Here is a 20,596-nt window from a genome sequence, read left to right on the forward strand (position 1 = left end):
GAGATGGTCGCGCCGTTCACCGGAGTGATCCTGGCCGCGGGGCTCGGGAAGCGTATGAACTCGGATCTTCCCAAGGTGCTCCATCCGGCCCTGGGACGACCCCTGGTCTCCCACGTTCTCGACCAGCTCGCGCCGCTCCACCCGGTGCGGCTGATCGTGGTTGTGGGGCACCGGGAGGAGCTGGTGCGGTCGGCGTTGAACGACCGCGATCTCCACTTCGTCACGCAGTCGCCGCAGCTCGGCACCGGGCACGCGGTCCAGATGGCGTGGGAAGAGGTGGAGCGGGGAGCCGAGAAGGGAGGCGAGACCGTGCTGGTTCTCGCCGGCGACATGCCCCTGGTCCGGACCATGACCCTCCGCCGCCTGCTCGAGCGGCACGTCGCGGACATGAGCGGCGCCACGTTCCTCTCGGGGGAGCTCGACGCCCCCTCCGGCTACGGGCGCGTCGTCCGGGACCGCCGGGGCGACTTCGTGAAGATCGTCGAGGAGAAGGACGCGACGGCGGCGGAGCGGAAGATCGCGGAGGTGAACTCCGGGGTCTACGCGTTCCAGCGAAAGGCCCTCGGCGAGGCCCTCGGCTTGCTCCGCGCCGACAATACCCAGAAGGAGTATTATCTGACCGATACGCTCGCGATCTTGAAGGGACGGGGGATGCGGGTCGGGATCGTCCAGGCCTCGGACCCCCGCGAGCTGTTTGGCGTGAACACGCCCGAGCAGCTCTCCTTGGTCGACGAGACCCTGCGCGCCTGGGGGGAGAGCTGAGATGGAGCGGCTCTGGGCGCCGTGGCGCATGGAGTACATCGCGGAGGCTTCGGGCAAGCGCGCGAAAAAGGCGAAGTGCCTCTTCTGTTCGCTCGGCCGGGCGAAGCCGGGACCCGGGAATCTCGTGCTGGCCCGCACGCCGCAGGTCCTCGTGATGCTGAACCTCTACCCTTATAATGTGGGGCACGTGATGGTGGCCCCGATTCGGCATCGAGGGTCGCTCGCCAAGCTCGCGCCGGAAGAGTCGCTGGAGCTGACCGAGTGGCTCGGCAAGATCGAGCAGGCGCTGAAGCGTGAGTACCGGCCGCACGGGTTCAATCTGGGGATGAACCTGGGGCGCACGGCGGGGGCGGGGGTGCTGGGGCACCTTCACTGGCACGTCGTGCCGCGCTGGAACGGCGACACCAATTTCATGCCGGTGATCGCGGGGACGAAGGTGCTCCCCGAATCGCTGAACCGAACGTACCGGCGGCTTCAGGCCGCGCTCGGTGGCCGCGCGGCCGCCGGGCGGCGGCGACGCTGACGGCCGGACGCCCGGACGGTGGCCAAGAAGGAAAGCCGCGAATCGAAGACGCTCGACATCGCGATCGCGACACTCTTCGTCCTGATTGCGGGGTTCGCGGTGTCGGTGGCGCTCCGCGTCGGTCCGCAGCCGATGGGGAAGCCAAAGCATCCGATCCGGATTGAGCTCCTGAACGGGAGCGGCCGGCCCGGCCTCGCGGGGGATCTGGCGTCGTACCTCCGCGACGGCGGATTCGACGTGATCGAGGTGAGCAACGCGGATCGGGCCGATTACCGGAACACCCTCGTGGTGTGCCGGACCGAGGCGCCGGAGCCGGGCAAGATCGTGGCCGAGTACCTGGGCACGCGGCACGTGATCCAGCAGATCGGGACCCAGGAGATGATCGAAGTCACGGTGATCGTGGGCCGCGACGCGCGGCGCTGGACGCAGCCGCGTTAGACCACCACGGAGCCTCCCCAAAGGAAGGCTCAGAGAGGCGGGGTTTCAGCAAATGTTCAATCTGGGTCCACAGGAGCTCTTCTGGCTCTTTCTCATCGTGCTGTTCATCTTCGGAGCGAAGCGCATCCCGGAGATCGGACGTTCGATCGGGAAAGGGATTCAGGAGTTCAAGCGGGGCATGAAGGAAGTCGAAACCGAGCTCACGACCACCGAGAAGAAGTCGGTGGGTGATGGCACGGCGGAGGAGCACCGGAAGAGCTGAGGAAGCACGCTGGAGCCGAGACGGAGCTCAAAACGGAACTCCAAAGAGAAGCGGCGGGACCAGGTGTACCCAGGACCCGCCGCTCTATCTTTTGCGTTCTTGGACGGCGGCCGAAGCCGCCGCCCGCCAGCGTCTAGACTTCGAAGAAGTTCTCGCGGTAGTCGACGATCTTCGCCCGCCGCCGCACCTCCTGCATCCACTCGGTGAAGGCCACCTGCCGGCGCTCGTTCAGGATGCTCTGGCGGATCGTCCCCGCCTGTTTCTGAAACTCCTCTTCCGGCGGGGTCGCGTGAGCATCGATAAAGGCGAAGAGAACGCTGCTCTCGCTCGTCAGGACGGGGCTCCATGCCTTCGCCGGCAGAGCGAAGAGCGTGCCCACCAATTTGGGCTCGCGTCCGAAGTTCGAGATGTATCCGTTCCGCGTGACGTCCTTCGCCTCCCCGCTGCGGGAAGCCCGGTATCGCTTGGCCGCATCCTCGACCTTCATCCCCGCCAGGATGGCCGCTCGCGCCTGCCTCGCCGCCTCGGTCGCCTTCGCGGTCATGAGCGATCGGATCAGGGCGACCTTGGCGTCACGCTCCACCGATTCCAGCGGCCGCAGCCCGGCCTTCCGCTGATCCAGGATCTGATAGAGGTACCATCCGACCTCCGACGGGAGGGCGCGGGAGACGTCACCGACCTTGCCCTTGAAGCACCAGAGCTCGACGTCCGGGAACTTCTCGAAGAGCGCGTTGTGGCTCTGCCCCTCGGAGAAGAAGTCGGACTGGAACGTTCGGAGGCCGTGCGCCGTCGCGGTCGCCGCGATGCCCGAGCGCTTCGCTTCCTTGGTGTACGCGGCAACCGTCTCGCGGGCCACGCGGATCGCCTCCGCGCCCGGCATCACCCGCACCGCGATCTCGTGGTACTTGATCCGCTCGCGCCCCGTGGCCTTGTCGGGGTGGCGGTTGTCGACGCGGAAGATGTGGAGGGATTTCTCTTCGCGCAGGATGTCGGAGATCTGCCCCGCCTTCACGTCTCTCAGGCCCTTGACGAAGGAAGGGCGCATTTCATCGGAGTACGGCTCCCCCGGGACATTGCCTCCCGCGGCGGCGCTTCCGATCTCGGAATAGGTCCGGGCAAACGCCTCGAAGGAGTCCGGCTCGGCCCGGATCTGGTCGAGGACCCCCTGGAGCCGCTCCTTCGAAGCGGCGAAGTCCGACTCGTTCGGGGCCCGCGGGATGAGCATCACCTGAACCTTCGCCTCGGCCGGTCCGACGAACAGCTCGGGGTGAGCCTTGTAGTAGGTCTCGACGTCCGCCCCGCCGATCCGGGTCGTGTCCACCGGGAACGAGTCGGGCGAGAAGCCGACGAAGTGCAGATCGAGCTTGTCGTTCTGGAGAAGGAACCGGTCCCGAACGTCCCCCTCGGAAACCTTGGCGCTGGCGACGATCTCGTCCTGGAGCTTCTGGGCGGGCAGGTTCGCCGCGACGTATGCCTCCACCTGCGACCAGGGGAGCTGGGAGTTGGGATTGTCGACCTCGCTCAGGTACTTCCGGTAGTCGAACTGGCCGTTGGTCTGAAAGACCGGGGCCTTCATGAGGAAGTCGGGAGGGGTCAACCGGATCGCTGCCTTGATCTCCTCGGGCGTGACCTGGATGTGGCGGCGGCGAGCCTCCTGCTCCATGAGCTTGGCGCGCACGATCTGCTGCCACGCCTGCTCGCGCACATAGCTGTCCTCGCCCTCCTGCATCGCCCGCTGCGCCGTGAGCTGCTGGACCATCTGCGTGTAGAGCTGGTTGAAATCCTGGTAGCGGACCGGGTCCCCGTTGATCGTGGCGATGACCCCCTTGGGTCCCTGCCCCTGCGAATTCGACTGGCCGACCACCCCGCCCAATTCCAAGATCCCGAATCCGACCAGGAAGACGATGGCCGTAATCCAGATGATGAGCTTCATGTTCTCGCGCAGCGACTGCATCATATCGGCGATACCTCGATTTGAAGTTGAGTGGGACGGAGACGCCGCCCGGGGTGCCGCGGGAATCGCGGAACGATCCCAATAAGGCTAACAGTCGCGAAACGACCGCGCAAGTCGGCCATCGGCACGCGTTTTCCATTGACGTGCCAGCGGTCGCGAGGCAACGTCATGATTCATGATGCGCCACCCCGAGCGGAGATCTCGCAATGCCGCGCGCTGAAGCCCCGGAAGCGGAACGGGAGCTCTTCGAGCACGTCCTCGACGCGCTCGATACGGGGCTCCTCGTGCTCGATCAGGACCGTCATGTCGCCGCGATCAACGATACGCTCGCCCGCGGCTGGGGCGTCGATCGCGAGGACGTGATGGGCCGCCCGATCGGCGAGGTCTTCGACTCGGAAGCGGAACGGTGGTACTTGCCCGAGCGCGGTACCCGCGGCGAGCAGGGCCGCGCGACCCGCGAGGTGCGCGGCACCGTGGCCGAGCGTGAAGTCCTGATGCGCTACAGCTCGAGCGGCCTCGGGGAAAGCGGCGCGGTCCTGATCCGGATCGAGGACCTCGTCGACGCGGACTCGGAAGAAGAGGTGTTCCGGAACACCGAGCGCCTGATCTCCCTGGGCGAGCTCTCGGCGCGGGTCGCGCACGAGATCCGGAACCCGCTCACCGGCGTCCGGACGACCGTTCAGTTCGTGGCGTCGAAGCTCCGCGCCGGCGACTCCCGCCGCGACGACCTCCAGGATGTCCTCAAGGAGCTCGATCGGATCGAGCAGATCATCACCGACCTCCTCCTCTTCGCGCGGCCGCAGGCCGGGCGTCCCGTTCCGACCGACCTCCGGGAGATCGCCGAAAAGGTTCTCGACAACCTCGCGCGCCGGCTCGAAGACGCCTCGATCGAGGTCGAGCGGGACCTGGACGAGGATCTCCCAGAGGTGACCGTCGATCCCGACATGGCGCAGCAGGTCGTGCTGAACCTCCTGATCAACGCGATCCAGGCGATGCCCGAAGGCGGGACCTTGAAGGTCGGGGCCGGGCTCAGGCGTACCCGGTACAAGAAGGCATACGTCGACGTTGTCGTCGTGGACAGCGGCTCGGGGATCCCGGATGAGGTGAAGGAGAAGATCTTCGATCCCTTCTTCACGACGCGTTCCATGGGCACCGGGCTCGGGCTATCGATCTCACTCCAGATCGCGCGCGAGCACGGCGGGAACCTGACCGCGCGAAACCTCGCCCAGGGCGGGGCCGCGTTCCGGTTCAGCCTGCCGGCGCTCCTGACGCCCGAGATCGAGGAAGGGCGGGAGGAGAAATGAAGCTCCGCATCCGGATCGCCGACGACGAGGAGCTGATCCGGAAGTCCCTCGTGAAGCTCCTCCGGGACGAGGAATACGACGTCGACGCGGTCGGCACCGCGGCCGAGGTATTGGAATCCGTCCGGCGCGACCCTCCCCACCTCCTCGTCCTGGATCTGCGCCTCCCCGACGGGAGCGGCCTCGATCTCCTCCCGCGCTTGAAGACGCTGGCCCCGGAGATGAAGGTCATCGTCATCACGGCGTTCGGGGACCTCCCGACCGCGGTCGAGGCGATGCGGCAGGGGGCCACCGACTTCCTCAAGAAGCCGTACGAGATGCACGAGATGCTGCTGGCCGTGGAGCGGCTGAAGTCGGGCATCGTCCGCGAGACCCAGCTCGACGCCTTCCGCCGCGGCGAGCTCGAGTCGTTTCTCAAGACCCGGATCATCGGCGAGTCGCCGGCCATGCGCCGGATCTGGGACGTGGTGGGGAAGGTCTCGCTCAGCGAGGCGACGACCGTCCTCATCGAAGGGGAGAGCGGCACCGGGAAGGAGCTGGTCGCCCGCGCCGTCCACTTCCAGAGCAGCCGGAAGGACGCCCCCTTCCTGGCTCTGAACTGCTCCTCGTTCCAGGAGCAGCTTTTGGAGAACGAGCTTTTCGGCCACGAGCGCGGCGCCTTCACCGACGCGCGGGAGCCGAAGCGCGGGCTGGTCGAGCTGGCCGACCAGGGAACGCTCTTCCTGGACGAGGTCGGCGACCTGCCCGCCGCGACCCAGGCGAAGCTCCTCCGTTTCATCGAGGACCGGACGTTCCGTAGGGTCGGCGGCGCGGCCGACATCACGGTGGACCTTCGGATCGTTGCCGCGACAAACCGGGAGCTCGACCCCGCGGTCCGGGACGGCGCATTCCGCCAGGATCTCTTCTACCGCCTCAAGGTCGTCTCGGTCGACCTGCCGCCGCTTCGAGAGCGGGGCGAGGACGTGATCCTCCTCGCGCGCCACTTCCTGGCTCTCTACAACGACAAATTCCGAAAGCGGTTCCTCTCGCTCGATGCGGAAGTGGAGTCGATCTTCCGCTCCTACGGCTGGCCGGGGAACGTTCGCGAGCTCAGGAACCTCCTCGAGCGGATCGTGCTGCTCGAGGACGACGAGGTGCTGCGCGAGGATCATCTCCCCGGCGAGATGGTCGCGCAGTTCGAATCGGTGCCGCGCGTGCTCCGCGACGCGCTCGCGGCCCGGGGCGAGGGCGAGGAAGGGATGCCGACCCTCGCCGAGGTGGAGCAGGAGCACATCCTCCGCGTGCTCGAGCACTCCGAAGGGAATCGGTCGCGCGCCGCGCGCGTGCTCGGCATCTCCCGCCAAAGCCTGATCGAGCGATTGAAGCGAATCGCAGCCGCGCGCGGATCGCTCGCGAGCGAAGAATCCGCGCGTCCCCGCCTCCCGCGCTGATCGCGGAATAAACTTCCGCGCCGATCACGGATCAACGTCCGCGCTGATCGCGCGCCGAACTTCCGCGCGAATCTTCCGCGCGCGAACCCACCAATCGCCTGTCGTCTTTCTTGGGATGTCGCGTTTCTCGACAGTCGATGACATTCACACGCTGCGCCTCGTGAATCGCGCGCGCGCGAAGATTCGCTGTCCATTCCCGTTACAGATCGATCTGAAATCACGGCGCGAGCGCGCGCTTCATTTCGTTTCGAAGTATCGCGCGTAAGAGTCGGACGCGATGCGCGATCACTGCTCGCCGCACGTCCGCGTTCGTGCGCGCGATCAGTTGGCTCGCTTCGTGCTTCATCTATACGCGCGATGAACTCAGCGTGGACTATGGGAGGTGTGGATTGCCGATGTCCGTCCTCATCGTGGACGACGAGCAGCTTCTGGTTCGCACCGTCTCCAGCGTCCTCAAGGAAGCGGGATATCGGATAGCGGTCGCGGGATCGGCGGAGCAGGCCGAGAAGCACGTCTTCGGTGCCACTCCGTTCGATCTGATCGTCGTCGACAACCGCCTCCCGAAGGAGAGCGGGATCGAATTGATCAAGCGGCTCCGCGAGGCCGCAGTGAAGTCGAAGGTCATCCTCATGACGGCGTACGAGACGCCGGAGGTGAAGTCCGAGGCCAAGCGCCTCAAGGTGGACCGGTACCTGAGGAAGCCGTTCGACCTGACGGTTCTCGTGGACGAAGTTCAGAGCCTGATCGGGCCCGGCGGCAATTCGGCCGCGGGCTGATACCGAAGCAAGTCAAACGTGAGGGGAGGTGATTTGCGAATGCCGGCCAAGAAGAAGGCTGCCAAGAAGAAGGGCGCCAAGAAGAAGTAACAAGATTCAAGCGGATTGGGCACGTCCTCAAGGGTCGTCCGGCTTCGGCCGGTCGGCCCTGTTTTTTCTCCATCTTTGAGTATTAGGGCGGCCGAGTTCATCGAAATCGATGGGTCCTGCAGCACAATTCAGGTACCCTCAGGGTGGTTCGCCCCTCCCGAGCTGCCACAGCCGAGGGGAACCTATGCCTGGATATCTTCGATTCCACACCATCCCCGCGTCGGCCCTGCTCATCAGCCTGTTTGCCTGCTCGACAGCGAGCACTGCGCTGGCGGCGACACACACTCCTTTTCTGACTTTGACCTCCGATGGTTCCGCCCAGTACTTCGCGCGATCGGTTGCCTCAGGTCGGGACGTGAATGGTGACGGCTACGAGGATGTGCTCATCGGGGCTACGCTTAACGGCCCTGGAACGACGCTCCTGGGCGAGGTCCTACTGTACTTTGGCGGCCCGGGAATGGACTCGATACCCGACCTCACGATCCCGAGCGAGCCAGACTACGCTGCGGGCAATTTCGGGGCGTATGGAACGGCCCTGGTCGACGTGAATGGGGACGGGTACGCGGATGTCGTGGCCGGGAACATCTACGGCAACTCCAAGGGCCAGGTCTTCGTTTATTTCGGCGGCCCCGCCATGGATGCCATCCCGGATCTCGTGTTGTCAGGCACGTTCACCGGCGAATTGTTCGGTTTTGCAATCTCTTCGGCGGGGGATCTCAATGGAGACGGGTATGAGGACCTCGTCGTCACCTCCCCGAATTTCATTCCTCTGACTGATCCCGAGGCCGAAGTGCAGGGTCGCGCGTACATCTATTTCGGGGGACCGACGGTCGATGCCACCCCGGACCTGATCCTGGAAACCCCTTATCCGAAGGTGAGGCAGTTCTCTACACACTTCGGCAATGCGGTGGCACCGGCTGGTGATCTCAACGGGGATGGAATGACCGATCTGGTAGTCGGATACGCGGAGGTTCCGGATGCCGGCCCCTGCTGCTTCGCGAGGGCGTTCATCTATTACGGCGGTCATAGTCTTGACGGCAGCCCCGACTGGGCTGTCAGGTCTAGCTTCTCGAATGGCCTGAACCACTCTGTCTCTGGCGCGGGGGATTTCAATGGAGACGGTTATGACGACGTGGCCCTTACAGGACATGTCGCCGACTCGACAGGCGTAATCTCCACCCGCGCCTACCTGTACTTCGGCGGCCCCGTTACGACCGCAAATCCCACTCCAAATCTGATCTTGGTTGGCGACCCTTCGGGGCACCAATTTGGAAGGACAATCCTCGGTGGCCGGGACTTGAACGGTGACGGGAAGCCGGACTTGTTGATCGGGGATTTTGGACGGGCGTTCGTGTTCTACGGTGGAGCCGGCGCTGATTCCGTTCCGGACGACGTCGTTTGCGCCTTGTTTGAGCGGAGTGATTTCGGAGCGAGAATGGCGGTGGGCGATCTGAATGGCGACGGCGTAGCGGACGCCGTGGTGACCGCGACAGACTACTTTGGTGGCTCGGGGCACGTTTACGTCTTCGACGTCTCCTCACCACTTGAATCGCGTGCCTTGCCCCGACATGGCACGATCACCCTGAATTCGGGGTCCCCGCCGGTATGTCTTCGTTTTGAACCGGTCAACGGCTCTTACTCTAACGCCGATGTGGACCCGGCTAGCCTCCGACTGGTCTCGCCGGGGACGGGTGATGTCGGGGAGATCTCAGCCATCCCCTCCAAGTTCCCCGATGAGGGCGACACGGACCGGAACGGAATCGCGGAGCTCGCGGCGTGCTTCACGAAGGCCGATCTCTCACGCCTGTTCTCCACGATTCGGGGCCGCCGCACTGTGGAAGTCGCCCTGGAAGGGCGCCTGGTCCGTGGCCGGCGTTTCCGCGCGCCACTCTCACTGGCAGTGGCTGGGGGAGGCGGAGGGAAGGAGCCGAACCTCTCGCTGCGGCCAAATCCCTTCAACCCGACCGGAACTCTGTCCTTCGAGACGGTCAATCTGGGGCGAGTCACCGTTCGTCTGTTCGACGTCAGGGGCCGATGCGTCAGGAGGGTTTGGACCTCCGCCTTCACCGACGCGGGAATCCACGACGTCCGGATCGACGGGCGTGACGATCGCGGGTCCGCGCTCGCCTCCGGAGTCTATTTCTACCGGATCGAGAGCTCAGACGGGGTCCTCGGAGGCCGGATCGTCATCGCCAAATAGGTTGAGCACCAAGGGTGCACCCCCCGTCACACTCGGTAGAACTCGCGGCCGTTTGACACCGACACGCACCGCTGGGACAATCGGGCCGTGCCCGACCGCGCCGCGACCGCCGGCGTCCCGATGGTTCGCCTCTTCGGGGCCCGGCAGAACAACCTCAAGAATATCGACGTCTCCTTTCCGCGCGCGTCACTGACGGTCGTGACCGGCGTGAGCGGCTCGGGGAAGTCGTCGCTCGCCTTCGACACGATCTACGCCGAGGGCCAGCGACGGTACGTCGAGTGCGTCTCCACCTACGCGAAGCAGTTCCTCGACCGCCTGCCCCGTCCCGATTACGACCGAGTCGAGGGCCTCGCGCCGGCCCTCGCGATCCGCCAGGGAGCCGCCGCGCAGACGGGCCGCTCCACGGTCGGGACGATCACCGAGATCGCCGATCACCTGCGCCTGCTCCTCGCCCGCGTGGGCGAGACCTGGTGCGGGAAGTGCGGCACGCTGGTGCCGCGCCACAGCGTCGACTCGGTGCTGGAGGCGATCCTGGGCGTGGAGGAGACCGGCGTAACGATCTCGTTCGCGATACCCGCCGCCGCAGGCGACAGCGTCGACGCGCTCTGGGCGCGGGCCTTGAGCCGCGGATTCCTCCTGGCGCGCGGGCAGGGGAGCCGCGAGTGGGCCCGGCTGGACGAGGCGAAGCCGGCCCGCACCCGTGCGCCGATCGAAGTCCTCGTCGACCGCCTGCCCGCGACGGCCGCGAATCGGATGCGGCTCCGGGAAGCGCTGGAGCTGGCGTGGCGCGAGGGCTCGGGGAGCGTGGACATCACGCGCGCCTCGGGACAGAAGCTCTCGTTCTTCGACGGCCGGACCTGCGCCACGTGCGGCCGATCCTTCCCGGAGCCGAGGCCGCAGCTCTTCTCCTTCAACAGCCCTTATGGTGCCTGCCCCGATTGCCGCGGGTTCGGCAACATCCTCACCTTTACGCTGGAGCGGGTCGTGCCCGACCCGGGCAAGTCGGTCCTGGATGGCGCGCTCGATCCGTGGGCGAACTCGTGGCGGGCACATTTCCTACCCAAGCTGAAGGCGGTGGCGGCCGAGCACGGGATCCGTCTCGACAAGCCGTTCCGATCGCTTCCGAAGGAGCACCAGAAGATCCTTCTCCACGGCGCCCCGGGATTCCGGGGAGTCTTTCCGTTCTTGGAGCGGCTCCGCGCCAAGGCCTACAAGTCGAGCGCGCGGTTTCTCGTGAAGCGGTACCAGGAGACGATGCTCTGCGGCACCTGCCAGGGCGGACGGCTGAAGCCGGAGGCGTACGAGGTTCGAGTGGGCAGGAAGAACGTCTCCGAGCTTCTCGGCATGACGGTCGGGGATCTCCGCGCGTTCCAGGCAACCCTGACGCTCGACGCGGCGCGCGAGCGCGTCGCATCTCCCATCCTCGCCGAGCTTCGGGGGCGCCTCGAGTACCTGGGCGAGGTGGGCCTCGACTACCTAACGCTCGACCGGCCGTCCAAGACGCTCTCGGGCGGCGAGGCCCAGCGGATCGAGCTCGCGAACGCGCTCGGCGGAAGCTTGAGCCATGCCCTCTACGTCCTCGATGAGCCGACCGTGGGGCTCCACCCGCGCGACACCGAGCGCCTGATCCGCGTGCTCCTCCGGCTTCGGGAGCGCGGAAACACCGTTCTCGTCGTCGAGCACGACGCGGAGGTCATCGGATCGGCCGACTGGATCGTGGAGCTGGGTCCGGGCGCGGGGCACCGGGGCGGGCAGTCGCTCTATCAGGGCCGCCTCGATGGGTGGCCGGGACGGACGGAAGCCGCCGTTGAAGCCGCCGACCTCGTCGCCGAGCCGAGGCCCGCGCGATACGCGGCGAAGCGCAAGCCGGGGTGGATCGAGGTGCGCGGCGCCCGCGAGCACAATCTCAAGAACATCGACGCCCGCTTCCCGGTGGGCGCGCTCACCGGCGTCTGCGGCGTCTCGGGGTCCGGCAAGTCCACCCTGGTCGAGGAAGTGCTCTGGCGCGCGGCGGCCCGGGCCCTGCGCCAGGACGCGCCCGTGCCGGGCGCGCACGATCGGGTGTCCGGCCTGGAGCCGTTCGGCCGCGTGTCGCTGGTCGACCAATCGCCGGTCGCCCGCTCCAACCGCTCGAACCCGGCGACCTACGTCAAAGCGTTCGACCGGATCCGCGAGCGCTACGCGCGGACGCCGCTCGCGCGGCAGCGCCGGTACACGCCCGGCACCTTCTCCTTCAACGTCGCGGGCGGCCGGTGCGAAGCGTGCGAGGGCGCAGGCCAGACGCGCGTGGAGATGTACTTCCTCGCCGACCTCTGGGTCCCCTGCGAGTCGTGTCAGGGACGGCGGTATCGTCCCGAGGCGCTGGAGGTGAAGGTGCACGGCCTCTCGATCGACGCGCTCCTCGACCGGACGATCGAGGAGGCGCTCGCGCTCTTCCAGGGAGAGACCGAGATCCAGGAGCCGCTCTGGGTGCTCGATCAGGTCGGCCTGGGCTATCTAAGATTGGGGCAGTCGCTCTCGACGTTGAGCGGCGGCGAGACCCAACGCCTCAAGCTCGCGCGCGAGCTGGCCGATCGGGCGCCGGCGGCCGGCCTCTACATCCTCGACGAGCCGACGGTCGGGCTCCATCGGAAGGACGTCGCCACGCTCCTCCGCGTGCTCCACGAGCTTACGCGCCGCGGCGGCACGGTGATCGCCGTCGAGCACAATCTCGACTTTCTGGCCGCCTGCGACTACCTGGTGGAGCTGGGACCCGAGGGGGGCGAAGCGGGTGGGTTCGTGGTCGCGGCAGGAACCCCGCCCGAGCTTGCCCGCGCGGAGGCGTCGCCCACGGCCGGCTACCTCAGGAGAATGGCGGCCTGCGCGTAATCGAGCGTGTGATGGGCCGGGACGCTGAACCGGCCCCTCACGAGAATGCCGAAGCGGCGCGTGAGGAGAAATTCCACGCCGCCGTAAGCATGGGTCTTGAGGTACGACCTCGCGCGGTAGCTGGTCTCGGTGAATCCAATGATGTCGGCGGCCTGGACGACCAGGTGCGCGCCGGGGCCCACCTCCAATAGCGGCCGGACCCGCCACTCCTCGCGGAAGGTTTTCAACGGCCGGAGGAAGTAATAGAGGCTCAGCGACCCTTCGATCAGGTAGTCCTTCTTCATCCCGGTGACTTCCACCTGCATCGACTGCTCGAACTGCCCGCTCTGGTAGATGAATCTGCGATACGCGAACGTGCCCACGACGTCGAAGTAGCCGTCGGGCGCGGCCACCCCGAGCTCGAATCGGTCCCGCTCCTCGCTCGTTCGCCCCAGCCGCGACGTAATGGGATTCTGCGGCGAAGGAGGAGTCGCCTCCACCTGCGCGCGGGCGGATTCGCCGAGGCACAGAAACGCAGCGAAGCCGAAGATGAGCGCGCGACCGATCGTGGGCTGGCCACGACCGATCGTGGGCCGGCCACGACCGATCATGGGCCGGCCGAGATCCGCCGCTCTCAACCTCACGGAACCGCCACGTCGCTGGTCGAGAGGAACTGCTCCGACTCGAAGTAGACGCGGTAGTCCCCGGCCGGCACTCGTTTCCCGTTCTTGTCCGTGAAGTCCCAAGGAATGGGTGGGGTCCGGAAGTAGCCGGGGAGCGTCGCGGGCTCGAGCGCGAAGAAGAGGACCTTCACGAGCGCCGCCCTGCTGTCGAAGACGGCGATCCGGACCGGGGCCTCGTTCGGGAGAAAGAATTGGATGTTGTAGCTCGCCTCGGTGTGGCCGGGCAGCACGCCCATCGAGCCGCAGATCAGGATCTCGGTCGAGGTCGACTGGAACTTGTTACAGGAATCCCAAGAGGTGTGCTGGGAGCCGGGGAAGAACTTCTGGGGAGAGAACACGCCGTCGGCGCTACAGCCGACAAGCGAGACGGTCGCCAGAACGAGCAGAATTCGCAGTCTGAGCCCGCTCCTATCCGGCGCCGGGGGGACGAATCAAAATTGAGGAAGTTCCCCGCGCATCCACGTGTGTCGCAAAGTAAAACCCCGCAAGAAACAACCCGCTGGAAGGACTAGGTTTTATCTGCGGATTGGGCACGAGGCGACAGGGAACTCCGCTCGCGTCAAGATTAGTGGCCGGCCATTTTCGGTGTCAATAGACTTATACGAGTTTGAGCCTCCAACGCGAAAATTTTTGCCAGTTCTGGCCGCGGACTGCCCCAACATGGCGGTTGTCTCGTCGGACCCAGGATGGTAGTCTCCAGCGTTTATGGCTTTCGGCTTGACACGTCCCCGCTGGGCACGTTTCCCATGTTCGAAGAGCTGAGCGACCGCCTCGCCGGAGTATTCCGGAAGCTGCTGGGGCGGGGTCGGTTGAACGAGCAGGACGTCCGCGAGACCCTGCGCGAGATTCGGCGCGTTCTGCTCGAGGCCGATGTGAATCTCGACGTCGCGAAATCGTTCCTGCGCGCCGTCGAGGAGCGCGCGGTCGGGGCGGACCTGCTCTCGAGCGTCACGCCGGGGCAGCAGATCATCAAGATCGTCCACGAGGAGCTGATCCGGCTCCTGGGCGGGACCAGCCCGGCGGCGCCGATGCAGTTTCCGTCGAATCGGGCGGCGGCCGTCCTCCTCGCGGGACTTCAGGGTTCGGGGAAGACGACAACCGCGGCGAAGCTCGCGCGGCACTGGAAGGACCGCGGTAAGCGGGTGCTCCTCGCCGCGCTTGACCTCCAGCGACCCGCCGCGATCGCCCAGCTCGAGGTTCTCGGGCGATCGATCGGCGTGCCGGTGCACCTCGACCGCGAGGCGAAGGATGCGGTCGCCTTGGCGAAGGCGGCCCGGGCTCGAGCGGATAGAGAAGGGTTCGATCTCCTCATCGCGGACACCGCGGGGCGGCTCCACGTCGACGAGGAGCTGATGACGGAGGTCGCCAAGGTTCACGCGGCGCTCGATCCGCACGAGACGCTGCTGGTGCTGGACGGCATGACGGGCCAGGACGCGGTCTCGATCGCGGAGGCCTTCACGAAGCGGCTCCCGGTGAGCGGGTTCGTGCTCACGAAGATGGACGGCGACGCGCGCGGGGGAGCGGCGCTCTCGCTCCGCGCGGTTTGCGGGGCGCCGATCCGCTATCTGGGGATCGGGGAGAAGGTCGAAGGGATCGAGCCCTTCCACCCCGATCGGCTGGCGTCGCGCATCCTCGGCATGGGGGACGTGCTCACGCTGGTCGAGCGTGCGCAGGAACGGCTCGACGTCGGGAAGGCCGAGGCGCTGGAGCGGAAGCTCCGCAAGGATCGCTTCACGCTCGAGGATTTCCTCGGGCAGCTCCAGGAGATGAAGAAACTGGGGCCGCTCGAGGAGATCGTGAAGATGCTGCCGGGGGTCAAGCTGCCGGCGGGCGCCCAGGTCGACGAGCGCGATCTCAAGCGGACGGAAGCGATCATCCAGTCGATGACGCGGGAGGAGCGCGAGCGGCCCGCGGTCATCAACGGAAGCCGCCGGAAGCGCATCGCGCGCGGCAGCGGCACCACGGTGCAGGACGTCAATCGTGTGCTCCGGCAGTTCGAGCAGACGCAAACCATGTTGAAGCGCTTCGGCGGCGGACGGCGCGGCAAGCTCCCTACGGGGCGCTTCTAGCGGGTCGGCCGGGCGCGATCGTACTCACAACGGAGGAACCCAGGAATGTCCGTCGTCATACGAATGAAGCGCGCGGGCGCGAAGAAGCGTCCGTTCTTCCGCGTCGTCGTCACCGACTCGAGGAACCCGAGGGACGGGCGCTACATCGAGCAGCTGGGCTATTACGACCCGCTCACCAATCCTGCGACGTTCCGGATCGACACGGACCGGTTCTCCGAGTGGATCCGGCGCGGGGCCCTGCCATCGGAGTCGGTCGGCGTGATGGTGTCCAAGCACGCCCCGGACGCGCTCCGTCCGGCGCCTCTCCCGAAGCCCGAGCTCTCCGAGGTTCCCGTCGCGGCGCCGAAGCCGAAGAAGGCGAAGGCCGCGAAGCCGAAGGCGGCGAAGGCCAAGCCCGCGAGGAAGGCGAAGGCGGCGACCAAGGCGAGCGTGAAGAAGGCGAAGACCAAGGCCAAGGCGAAGGCGAAGAAGAAGAGCGGGATCGCAAAGCCGAAGAAGGCCAAGAAGGCGAAGAAGTAGGCCCTCCGTGAAAACCCTCATCGAGTACTGCGCCCGCCGCCTCGTCGATCACCCCGAGGGCGTGCACGTCGACGAGCACGAGACCGGGGAGACCAGCGTGTTCACGCTCCGGGTCATGCCGGGCGACCTGGGCAAGGTGATCGGCCGCGAGGGGCGGACAGCGCAGGCGATGCGCCTCCTGCTCTCGGCCTCCGCGGCGGCGCAGGGGCGTCGCGCCACTCTCGAGATTGCCGACTGAGCCGGGCGGCGAGCCGCCGATCCTCGTCGGGGTGATCGCGCGGGCGCACGGCCTCGACGGCGAGGTCGTCGTCGACGCGTACAGCGACGCTCCGGAGCGCTTCCAGCCGGGTAGCGTGCTGACGGCGGCATTCCCCACCGGGAAGACCGCGAGCCTCGTCGTGGCGAACATGCGCCAGTTCCAAAAGCGACTCCTGGTTCAATTCGAAGGCGTCGCGACCCGGACCGAGGCGGAATCGCTCCGCGGAGCCGACCTCTTGATCGCGCGAAGCGAGGTGAAGCCGCTTCCCGAGGGGCAGTACTACCGCTTTGAGCTCGTCGGCCTCGCGGTCAAGTCGCGCGCCGGTGAGCCGCTGGGCGAGGTGGCGGACGTCTTCTCGACCGGGAGCAACGACGTCTACGTGGTGCGCGGCCCCCGGGGCGAGATCCTGCTCCCGGCGATCGCCGGCGTGATCGTCGAGATCAATCTCGCGCAAAAGACGATGACCGTCGCGCCGCCGGCGGGCCTCCCGGGATGGGACGGAGACTGAGCGGTGCGTATCTCGATCTTGACGCTCAATCCCGGATTCTTCGAGGGTCCCCTCGGCGAGGGGATGATCCGCATCGCCCGGGAGAAGGGCATCGTCGACATCGCGGTCATCCAGATCCGGGATTTCGCGGCCGACCGCTACGGCACGACCGACGACACGCCCTACGGGGGCGGCGCCGGGATGGTCATGAAGGTGGACACGATCGTCGGAGCCCACGAAGCCGCGGTGGAGCGGGCGGGAGGGCTCGAGGCGCGGACGCTCGTGACGACGCCCCAGGGCCGGCCACTGACGCAAGCTTGGGCGAGGGAGCTGGCCGGCGTGGAGCACCTGGTCCTTGTCTGCGGGCGGTACAAGGGGATCGACGAGCGGGCTATCCCACTCCTCCGCGCCGAGGAGATCTCGATCGGGGACTACGTGCTCTCGGGCGGCGAGGCGGCGGCGCTCGTGGTCGTCGACGCCCTGGCCCGGCTTCAGCCCGGCGTCTTGGGGGACGCGGGGTCGGCTGAGGCCGACTCCTTTTCGGAGGCGCTCCTCGACGCGCCCGTGTACACTCGGCCGGAAGATTTTCGGGGGTACAGGGTCCCAGAGATCCTCCTGAGCGGAAATCATGAGCAGATTCGCCGCTGGCGGCGCCGCGAGGCGCTCCGGCGGACGCGCGAGCGTCGGCCCGACCTCCTGTCCGGCCGCGCCCTGAGCGACGAAGACCGGAAGCTTCTGAACGAGATTGAGGAGGAGACGGGACCATGAGCGTGCTGGAGCGATTTGAAGCCCGGTTCAAAACCGACCGGGCACTGGATTTCGCACCCGGGGACACGGTGAAGGTGCACGTCCGGGTGATTGAAGGGGAAAAGGAGCGGTCGCAGATCTTCCACGGCGTGGTCACGAGCGTGCGCGGGAGCGGAATGCGATCGAGCTTCACCGTCCGGAAAATCTCGGGCGGAATCGGCGTGGAGCGGACGTTCCCGCTCCACTCCCCCGCGGTCGCCAAGATCGAGCTGGCGCGGAAGGGAAGAGTGCGGCGTGCGAAGCTCTTCTATCTCCGGAAGCGGAGAGGGAAGGCGGCCAAGGTCGACGAGCGGGACCCGATCGGGGGCGATGGCGCGTAGGCGGCTCGTCCGCTTCGACGACGAGTTCCGCGCCCTCTGGGGCGATCTCCTCGCGGGGATCGACGAGGTGGGGCGCGGGCCGCTGGCCGGCCCGGTGGTCGCCGCGTGCGTGGCGCTCAAGCCCGGTACCAAGCTCCGCGGCGTGCGCGATTCCAAGACGCTGACGGCGCCGAAGCGCGAGGAGGCCGCGGCGCGGATCCGCGCGGAGGCCGTCGCGGTGGGAGTCGGCATCGCGAGCGTGGTCGAAGTGGACGCGTTCAACATTCGAATGGCGGCGCTGCTCGCGATGCGCCGGTCGCTGGAGGCCCTGGGGCTCGAACCCCAGGGCCTTCTTGTCGACGGCCGGGACGAGATCTGGACCTCGATTCCGTGCAAGGCGGTCGTCGACGGCGACGCCCTGAGCCAGGCGGTCGCGGCCGCCTCGATCGTCGCGAAGGTGACGCGCGACGCCCTGATGAACGAGGACGACGCGCGCTTCCCACTCTACGGATTCTCGCAGCACAAGGGGTACGGCACGCCCGAGCACCTGGAGGCCCTTCGCCTCCATGGGCCGTGCCTGATCCACCGAAAGAGCTTCCGCCCCGTCCGGGAGCTTCTCTTCGTGCAGGAGGCGTTCGAGGGTTTCTGATTCGCGGGGGACGGGATGGGGTGGGGCGGGTCGGCCGAGTGGCGGGAGCGCGCGGCGCGCTGCGGAGAGCGGATCGCGGAAGCGTTCTGCACCCTGCGCGGATATGAAGTGGTCGATCGAAACGTGCGGGAGGGCCGGGGCGAGATCGATTTGATCGCGCACGACCACGGCACGATCGTATTCGTCGAAGTGAAGCTTCGAACGGGCCAGGATCAGGCGGCGCCCTTTCTCGCGGTGAATTGGAAGAAGCGGGAGGACGTGGCCAGGGCCGCGGCGCTCTACATGGCGCGGCGTGGGCTTCTGGGCCGCCCGGTGCGCTTCGACGTGATCGGCATCACGTGGGGGGCCGATGGATCGGAGCTCCGTGTCGAGCATGTCCCGAACGCGTTCCCCGGAGGCCGGCGTCAGTTCTACTGAGCGCGGTCCCCGGGAGGTCCCTTCGAAGCGAATCATGATCTTCCACGTGCGCGCGGGCGCCGGCCACGAGCGCGCGGCGCGGGCGGTGGAGCGGGCGACCCAGCAGCTCGACCCCGCCGCCGAAGTGATCGTTCGCGACGCCCTCGAGTACTCCTCCCCCTTCTTCCGAGCCTTCTACGCCTCGACCTACAACCGCATGGTGGCCCGCGTGCCGCGCGTCTGGGGCTTCGTCTACCGCCGCGCCGAGCGCACGCCGGTCGAGGGCTTCCGCCAGGAGGTCCGCACGCGGCTCACGCTCTGGAATTGCCGGGGCTACCTGGACGCGGTCGAGCGCTACCGGCCCGACGCGATCCTCTGCACCCAGTTCCTGCCCGCCGAGGTGTTCGCGTTCCTGCGCGAGCGCGGCAAGGTCCGCGTGCCGGTCGCCTGCGCGATCACCGACTACTCGATCCACCCGATCTGGGTCTATCGCGGCATCGACCGCTACTACGTGGCCGGCGACGCCGTGAAGGAGCAGCTCGAGGACACCGGCGTCGTGCCCGAGGATCGGATCGAGGTGACCGGCATCCCGATCGATCCCCGCTTCGCGATCACGATGCCGGCGGCGGACGCGCGCAAGGCCCTGGGCCTGGACCCCGATCCGGCCCGACTCACGATTCTCCTGATGGGGGGCGGGTTCGGCTGGGGACCGATCGACGGAATGGTCGACGTGGTCCGCGACCTCTCCAGCGAGGTGCAGGCGCTCGTGATCACCGGCCGGAACGAACGCCTTAGGAAGCGGCTCCTCGCGCGGGCGCGGGGGCACGAGAGCCGGATCAAGGTGCACGGCTTCACCGATCAGATGGACCTCTTCATGGCCGCCTCCGATCTGATCGTCGGAAAGTCCGGAGGGCTCACCTCGAGCGAGGCGATGGCGCGGGGCGTGCCGCTCGTGGTCTTCCGCCCTATCCCCGGGCAAGAGGAGCGGAATTGCGACTTCTTACAAGAAAACGGCGCGGCCCTGCGCGTGCATGATCTGGACGAGCTTCACTACCGCCTGCGCCATTTCCTCGCCGTGCCCGAGCACCTGGCCGCGATGCGCGCCCGGGCGGTCGAGATCGGGCGGCCGCGCTCCGCGTTCGACGTCGCCAAGTCGATCCTGGGCCGATTGACACCCCTGGCGGCGGATGGTAGGATCGGTTGATGTCCGAAATTGCCGCAAGTGACGGTATTACAGAGGGATCGGCTGTTCCGACCGAGGGTCGCGAAACCCGCAAGGGGATCCTTCTCGTCATCACCGGGAACGGGAAGGGCAAGAGCACGTCCGGATTCGGAAGCGCGCTCCGCGCGTTGGGACACGGATTCCGCGTCGCGGTGATCCAGTTCATGAAGGGACGGATCTACGGCGAGCTGGACGTTCTCCGCTCGCTCCCGCGGATCGACGTCTGGCAGTTCGGCCGGAATGCCTTCGTCGACCCCAAGAATCCCGACCCGAAGGACGTGGAGCTGGCCCGGAAGGGCCTCGACAAGGCGTGGGAGATCGTTCGCGGCGGCGAGCACGATCTCCTCATCCTCGACGAGATCAACGTCGTGGCCGACTTCGGGCTCGTTCCGCTTGAGGAAGTGCTGGAGCTCGCGCGGTCCCGCCCGCGGTGGATGGACCTGATCGCCACCGGGCGGAACGCGCCGGCGGCGCTCGTGGAGCTGGCCGACACCGTGAGCGACGTGCGCGAGATCAAGCACCACTACAAGAAGGGGATCGAGTCGCGCGCCGGGATGGAGTATTGACGGCGCAGGCCGCCGCGGAGATTTCGTCCCTGGCCGCGGAGATCCTGCGCGGCGACG

General features: G+C 67.0%; 22 protein-coding genes. 19 read left to right on the forward strand and 3 right to left on the reverse strand.

All coding sequences use genetic code 11. The features are described 5' to 3' along the window. Positions 1 to 3 precede the first annotated feature (3 nt). Genes E6K79_04560 through E6K79_04575 form a run of 4 tightly spaced genes read left to right on the forward strand, consistent with a single transcriptional unit; the run spans position 4 to position 1,985 of the window. Positions 4 to 762, forward strand: coding sequence for a UDP-N-acetylglucosamine pyrophosphorylase (locus E6K79_04560; GenBank protein ID TMQ65605.1), 759 nt, complete (start codon positions 4 to 6; stop codon positions 760 to 762). Between the two features lies 1 nt (position 763). Continuing rightward, positions 764 to 1,285, forward strand: coding sequence for an HIT domain-containing protein (locus E6K79_04565; protein ID TMQ65606.1), 522 nt, complete (start codon positions 764 to 766; stop codon positions 1,283 to 1,285). A gap of 18 nt (positions 1,286 to 1,303) precedes the next feature. Then, a complete protein-coding gene (locus E6K79_04570; protein TMQ65607.1) occupies positions 1,304 to 1,723 on the forward strand; it encodes a LytR family transcriptional regulator in 420 nt (139 codons plus the stop codon). Positions 1,724 to 1,775: 52 nt separating this feature from the next. Beyond that, the gene (locus E6K79_04575; GenBank protein ID TMQ65608.1) at positions 1,776 to 1,985 is read left to right on the forward strand and encodes a twin-arginine translocase TatA/TatE family subunit; all 210 of its coding nucleotides are present in this window, start codon (positions 1,776 to 1,778) and stop codon (positions 1,983 to 1,985) included. Positions 1,986 to 2,118: 133 nt separating this feature from the next. Here the strand turns inward: E6K79_04575 and E6K79_04580 are convergent, their stop codons facing one another. Next, entirely contained in the window at positions 2,119 to 3,942 is a 1,824-nt protein-coding gene (locus E6K79_04580; protein TMQ65609.1) for a hypothetical protein, read from the reverse strand. A gap of 203 nt (positions 3,943 to 4,145) precedes the next feature. Here E6K79_04580 and E6K79_04585 point away from each other — a divergent pair, with 203 nt between their 5' ends. From E6K79_04585 to uvrA, 5 genes are all read left to right on the forward strand, one after another. Next, positions 4,146 to 5,243, forward strand: coding sequence for a PAS domain-containing protein (locus E6K79_04585; GenBank protein TMQ65610.1), 1,098 nt, complete (start codon positions 4,146 to 4,148; stop codon positions 5,241 to 5,243). Continuing rightward, the gene (locus E6K79_04590) at positions 5,240 to 6,670 is read left to right on the forward strand and encodes a sigma-54-dependent Fis family transcriptional regulator (GenBank protein ID TMQ65611.1); all 1,431 of its coding nucleotides are present in this window, start codon (positions 5,240 to 5,242) and stop codon (positions 6,668 to 6,670) included. Before E6K79_04585 ends, E6K79_04590 begins: the two co-directional genes overlap by 4 nt. Before the next feature lie 395 nt (positions 6,671 to 7,065). Further along, positions 7,066 to 7,446 (forward strand): response regulator, encoded by a 381-nt coding sequence (locus E6K79_04595; protein TMQ65612.1) that lies wholly within the window; start codon positions 7,066 to 7,068, stop codon positions 7,444 to 7,446. A gap of 199 nt (positions 7,447 to 7,645) precedes the next feature. Next, on the forward strand, positions 7,646 to 9,736 hold the full coding sequence (locus tag E6K79_04600) for a T9SS type A sorting domain-containing protein (protein ID TMQ65613.1): 2,091 nt from the start codon (positions 7,646 to 7,648) through the stop codon (positions 9,734 to 9,736). An 87-nt stretch (positions 9,737 to 9,823) separates the two neighbouring features. After that, positions 9,824 to 12,604, forward strand: a complete 2,781-nt coding sequence (gene uvrA, locus E6K79_04605; GenBank protein ID TMQ65614.1) for an excinuclease ABC subunit A — start codon at positions 9,824 to 9,826, stop codon at positions 12,602 to 12,604. Here the strand turns inward: uvrA and E6K79_04610 are convergent. Next, on the reverse strand, positions 12,574 to 13,194 hold the full coding sequence (locus tag E6K79_04610) for a hypothetical protein (protein TMQ65615.1): 621 nt from the start codon (positions 13,192 to 13,194) through the stop codon (positions 12,574 to 12,576). The two genes, uvrA and E6K79_04610, sit on opposite strands and share 31 nt — an antisense overlap. 29 nt (positions 13,195 to 13,223) lie before the next feature. Next, entirely contained in the window at positions 13,224 to 13,604 is a 381-nt protein-coding gene (locus E6K79_04615; protein ID TMQ65616.1) for a hypothetical protein, read from the reverse strand. Between the two features lie 408 nt (positions 13,605 to 14,012). On the opposite strand from E6K79_04615, the gene E6K79_04620 reads away from it, so the two are divergent. The 10 genes from E6K79_04620 to E6K79_04665 are packed head-to-tail and all read left to right on the forward strand — an operon-like array spanning position 14,013 to position 20,539. Then, a complete protein-coding gene (locus E6K79_04620; protein TMQ65617.1) occupies positions 14,013 to 15,335 on the forward strand; it encodes a signal recognition particle protein in 1,323 nt (440 codons plus the stop codon). A 45-nt stretch (positions 15,336 to 15,380) separates the two neighbouring features. Then, positions 15,381 to 15,854 carry a 30S ribosomal protein S16 gene (gene rpsP / locus E6K79_04625; protein ID TMQ65618.1) on the forward strand — a complete coding sequence of 158 codons (474 nt, stop codon included), beginning with the start codon at positions 15,381 to 15,383 and terminating at the stop codon, positions 15,852 to 15,854. A gap of 7 nt (positions 15,855 to 15,861) precedes the next feature. Then, positions 15,862 to 16,092 carry a KH domain-containing protein gene (locus tag E6K79_04630; protein TMQ65619.1) on the forward strand — a complete coding sequence of 77 codons (231 nt, stop codon included), beginning with the start codon at positions 15,862 to 15,864 and terminating at the stop codon, positions 16,090 to 16,092. Beyond that, positions 16,082 to 16,621 (forward strand): 16S rRNA processing protein RimM, encoded by a 540-nt coding sequence (gene rimM, locus E6K79_04635; protein ID TMQ65620.1) that lies wholly within the window; start codon positions 16,082 to 16,084, stop codon positions 16,619 to 16,621. The genes E6K79_04630 and rimM overlap by 11 nt, the downstream gene beginning before the upstream one ends. 3 nt (positions 16,622 to 16,624) lie before the next feature. Next, positions 16,625 to 17,368, forward strand: coding sequence for a tRNA (guanosine(37)-N1)-methyltransferase TrmD (gene trmD, locus E6K79_04640; protein ID TMQ65621.1), 744 nt, complete (start codon positions 16,625 to 16,627; stop codon positions 17,366 to 17,368). Continuing rightward, complete coding sequence (locus E6K79_04645) at positions 17,365 to 17,727, forward strand: 50S ribosomal protein L19 (protein TMQ65622.1); 363 nt, start codon at positions 17,365 to 17,367, stop codon at positions 17,725 to 17,727. Before trmD ends, E6K79_04645 begins: the two co-directional genes overlap by 4 nt. Then, positions 17,717 to 18,355, forward strand: a complete 639-nt coding sequence (locus tag E6K79_04650; protein ID TMQ65623.1) for a ribonuclease HII — start codon at positions 17,717 to 17,719, stop codon at positions 18,353 to 18,355. The genes E6K79_04645 and E6K79_04650 overlap by 11 nt, the downstream gene beginning before the upstream one ends. Before the next feature lie 15 nt (positions 18,356 to 18,370). Next, on the forward strand, positions 18,371 to 18,772 hold the full coding sequence (locus E6K79_04655) for a YraN family protein (protein TMQ65624.1): 402 nt from the start codon (positions 18,371 to 18,373) through the stop codon (positions 18,770 to 18,772). Further along, entirely contained in the window at positions 18,705 to 19,955 is a 1,251-nt protein-coding gene (locus E6K79_04660) for a glycosyltransferase (GenBank protein TMQ65625.1), read from the forward strand. The genes E6K79_04655 and E6K79_04660 overlap by 68 nt, the downstream gene beginning before the upstream one ends. After that, entirely contained in the window at positions 19,955 to 20,539 is a 585-nt protein-coding gene (locus E6K79_04665; protein ID TMQ65626.1) for a cob(I)yrinic acid a,c-diamide adenosyltransferase, read from the forward strand. Before E6K79_04660 ends, E6K79_04665 begins: the two co-directional genes overlap by 1 nt. Positions 20,540 to 20,596 lie beyond the last annotated feature (57 nt).

This window comes from Candidatus Eisenbacteria bacterium (assembly GCA_005893305.1).
Classification (GTDB): Bacteria; Eisenbacteria; RBG-16-71-46; order SZUA-252; family SZUA-252; genus WS-9.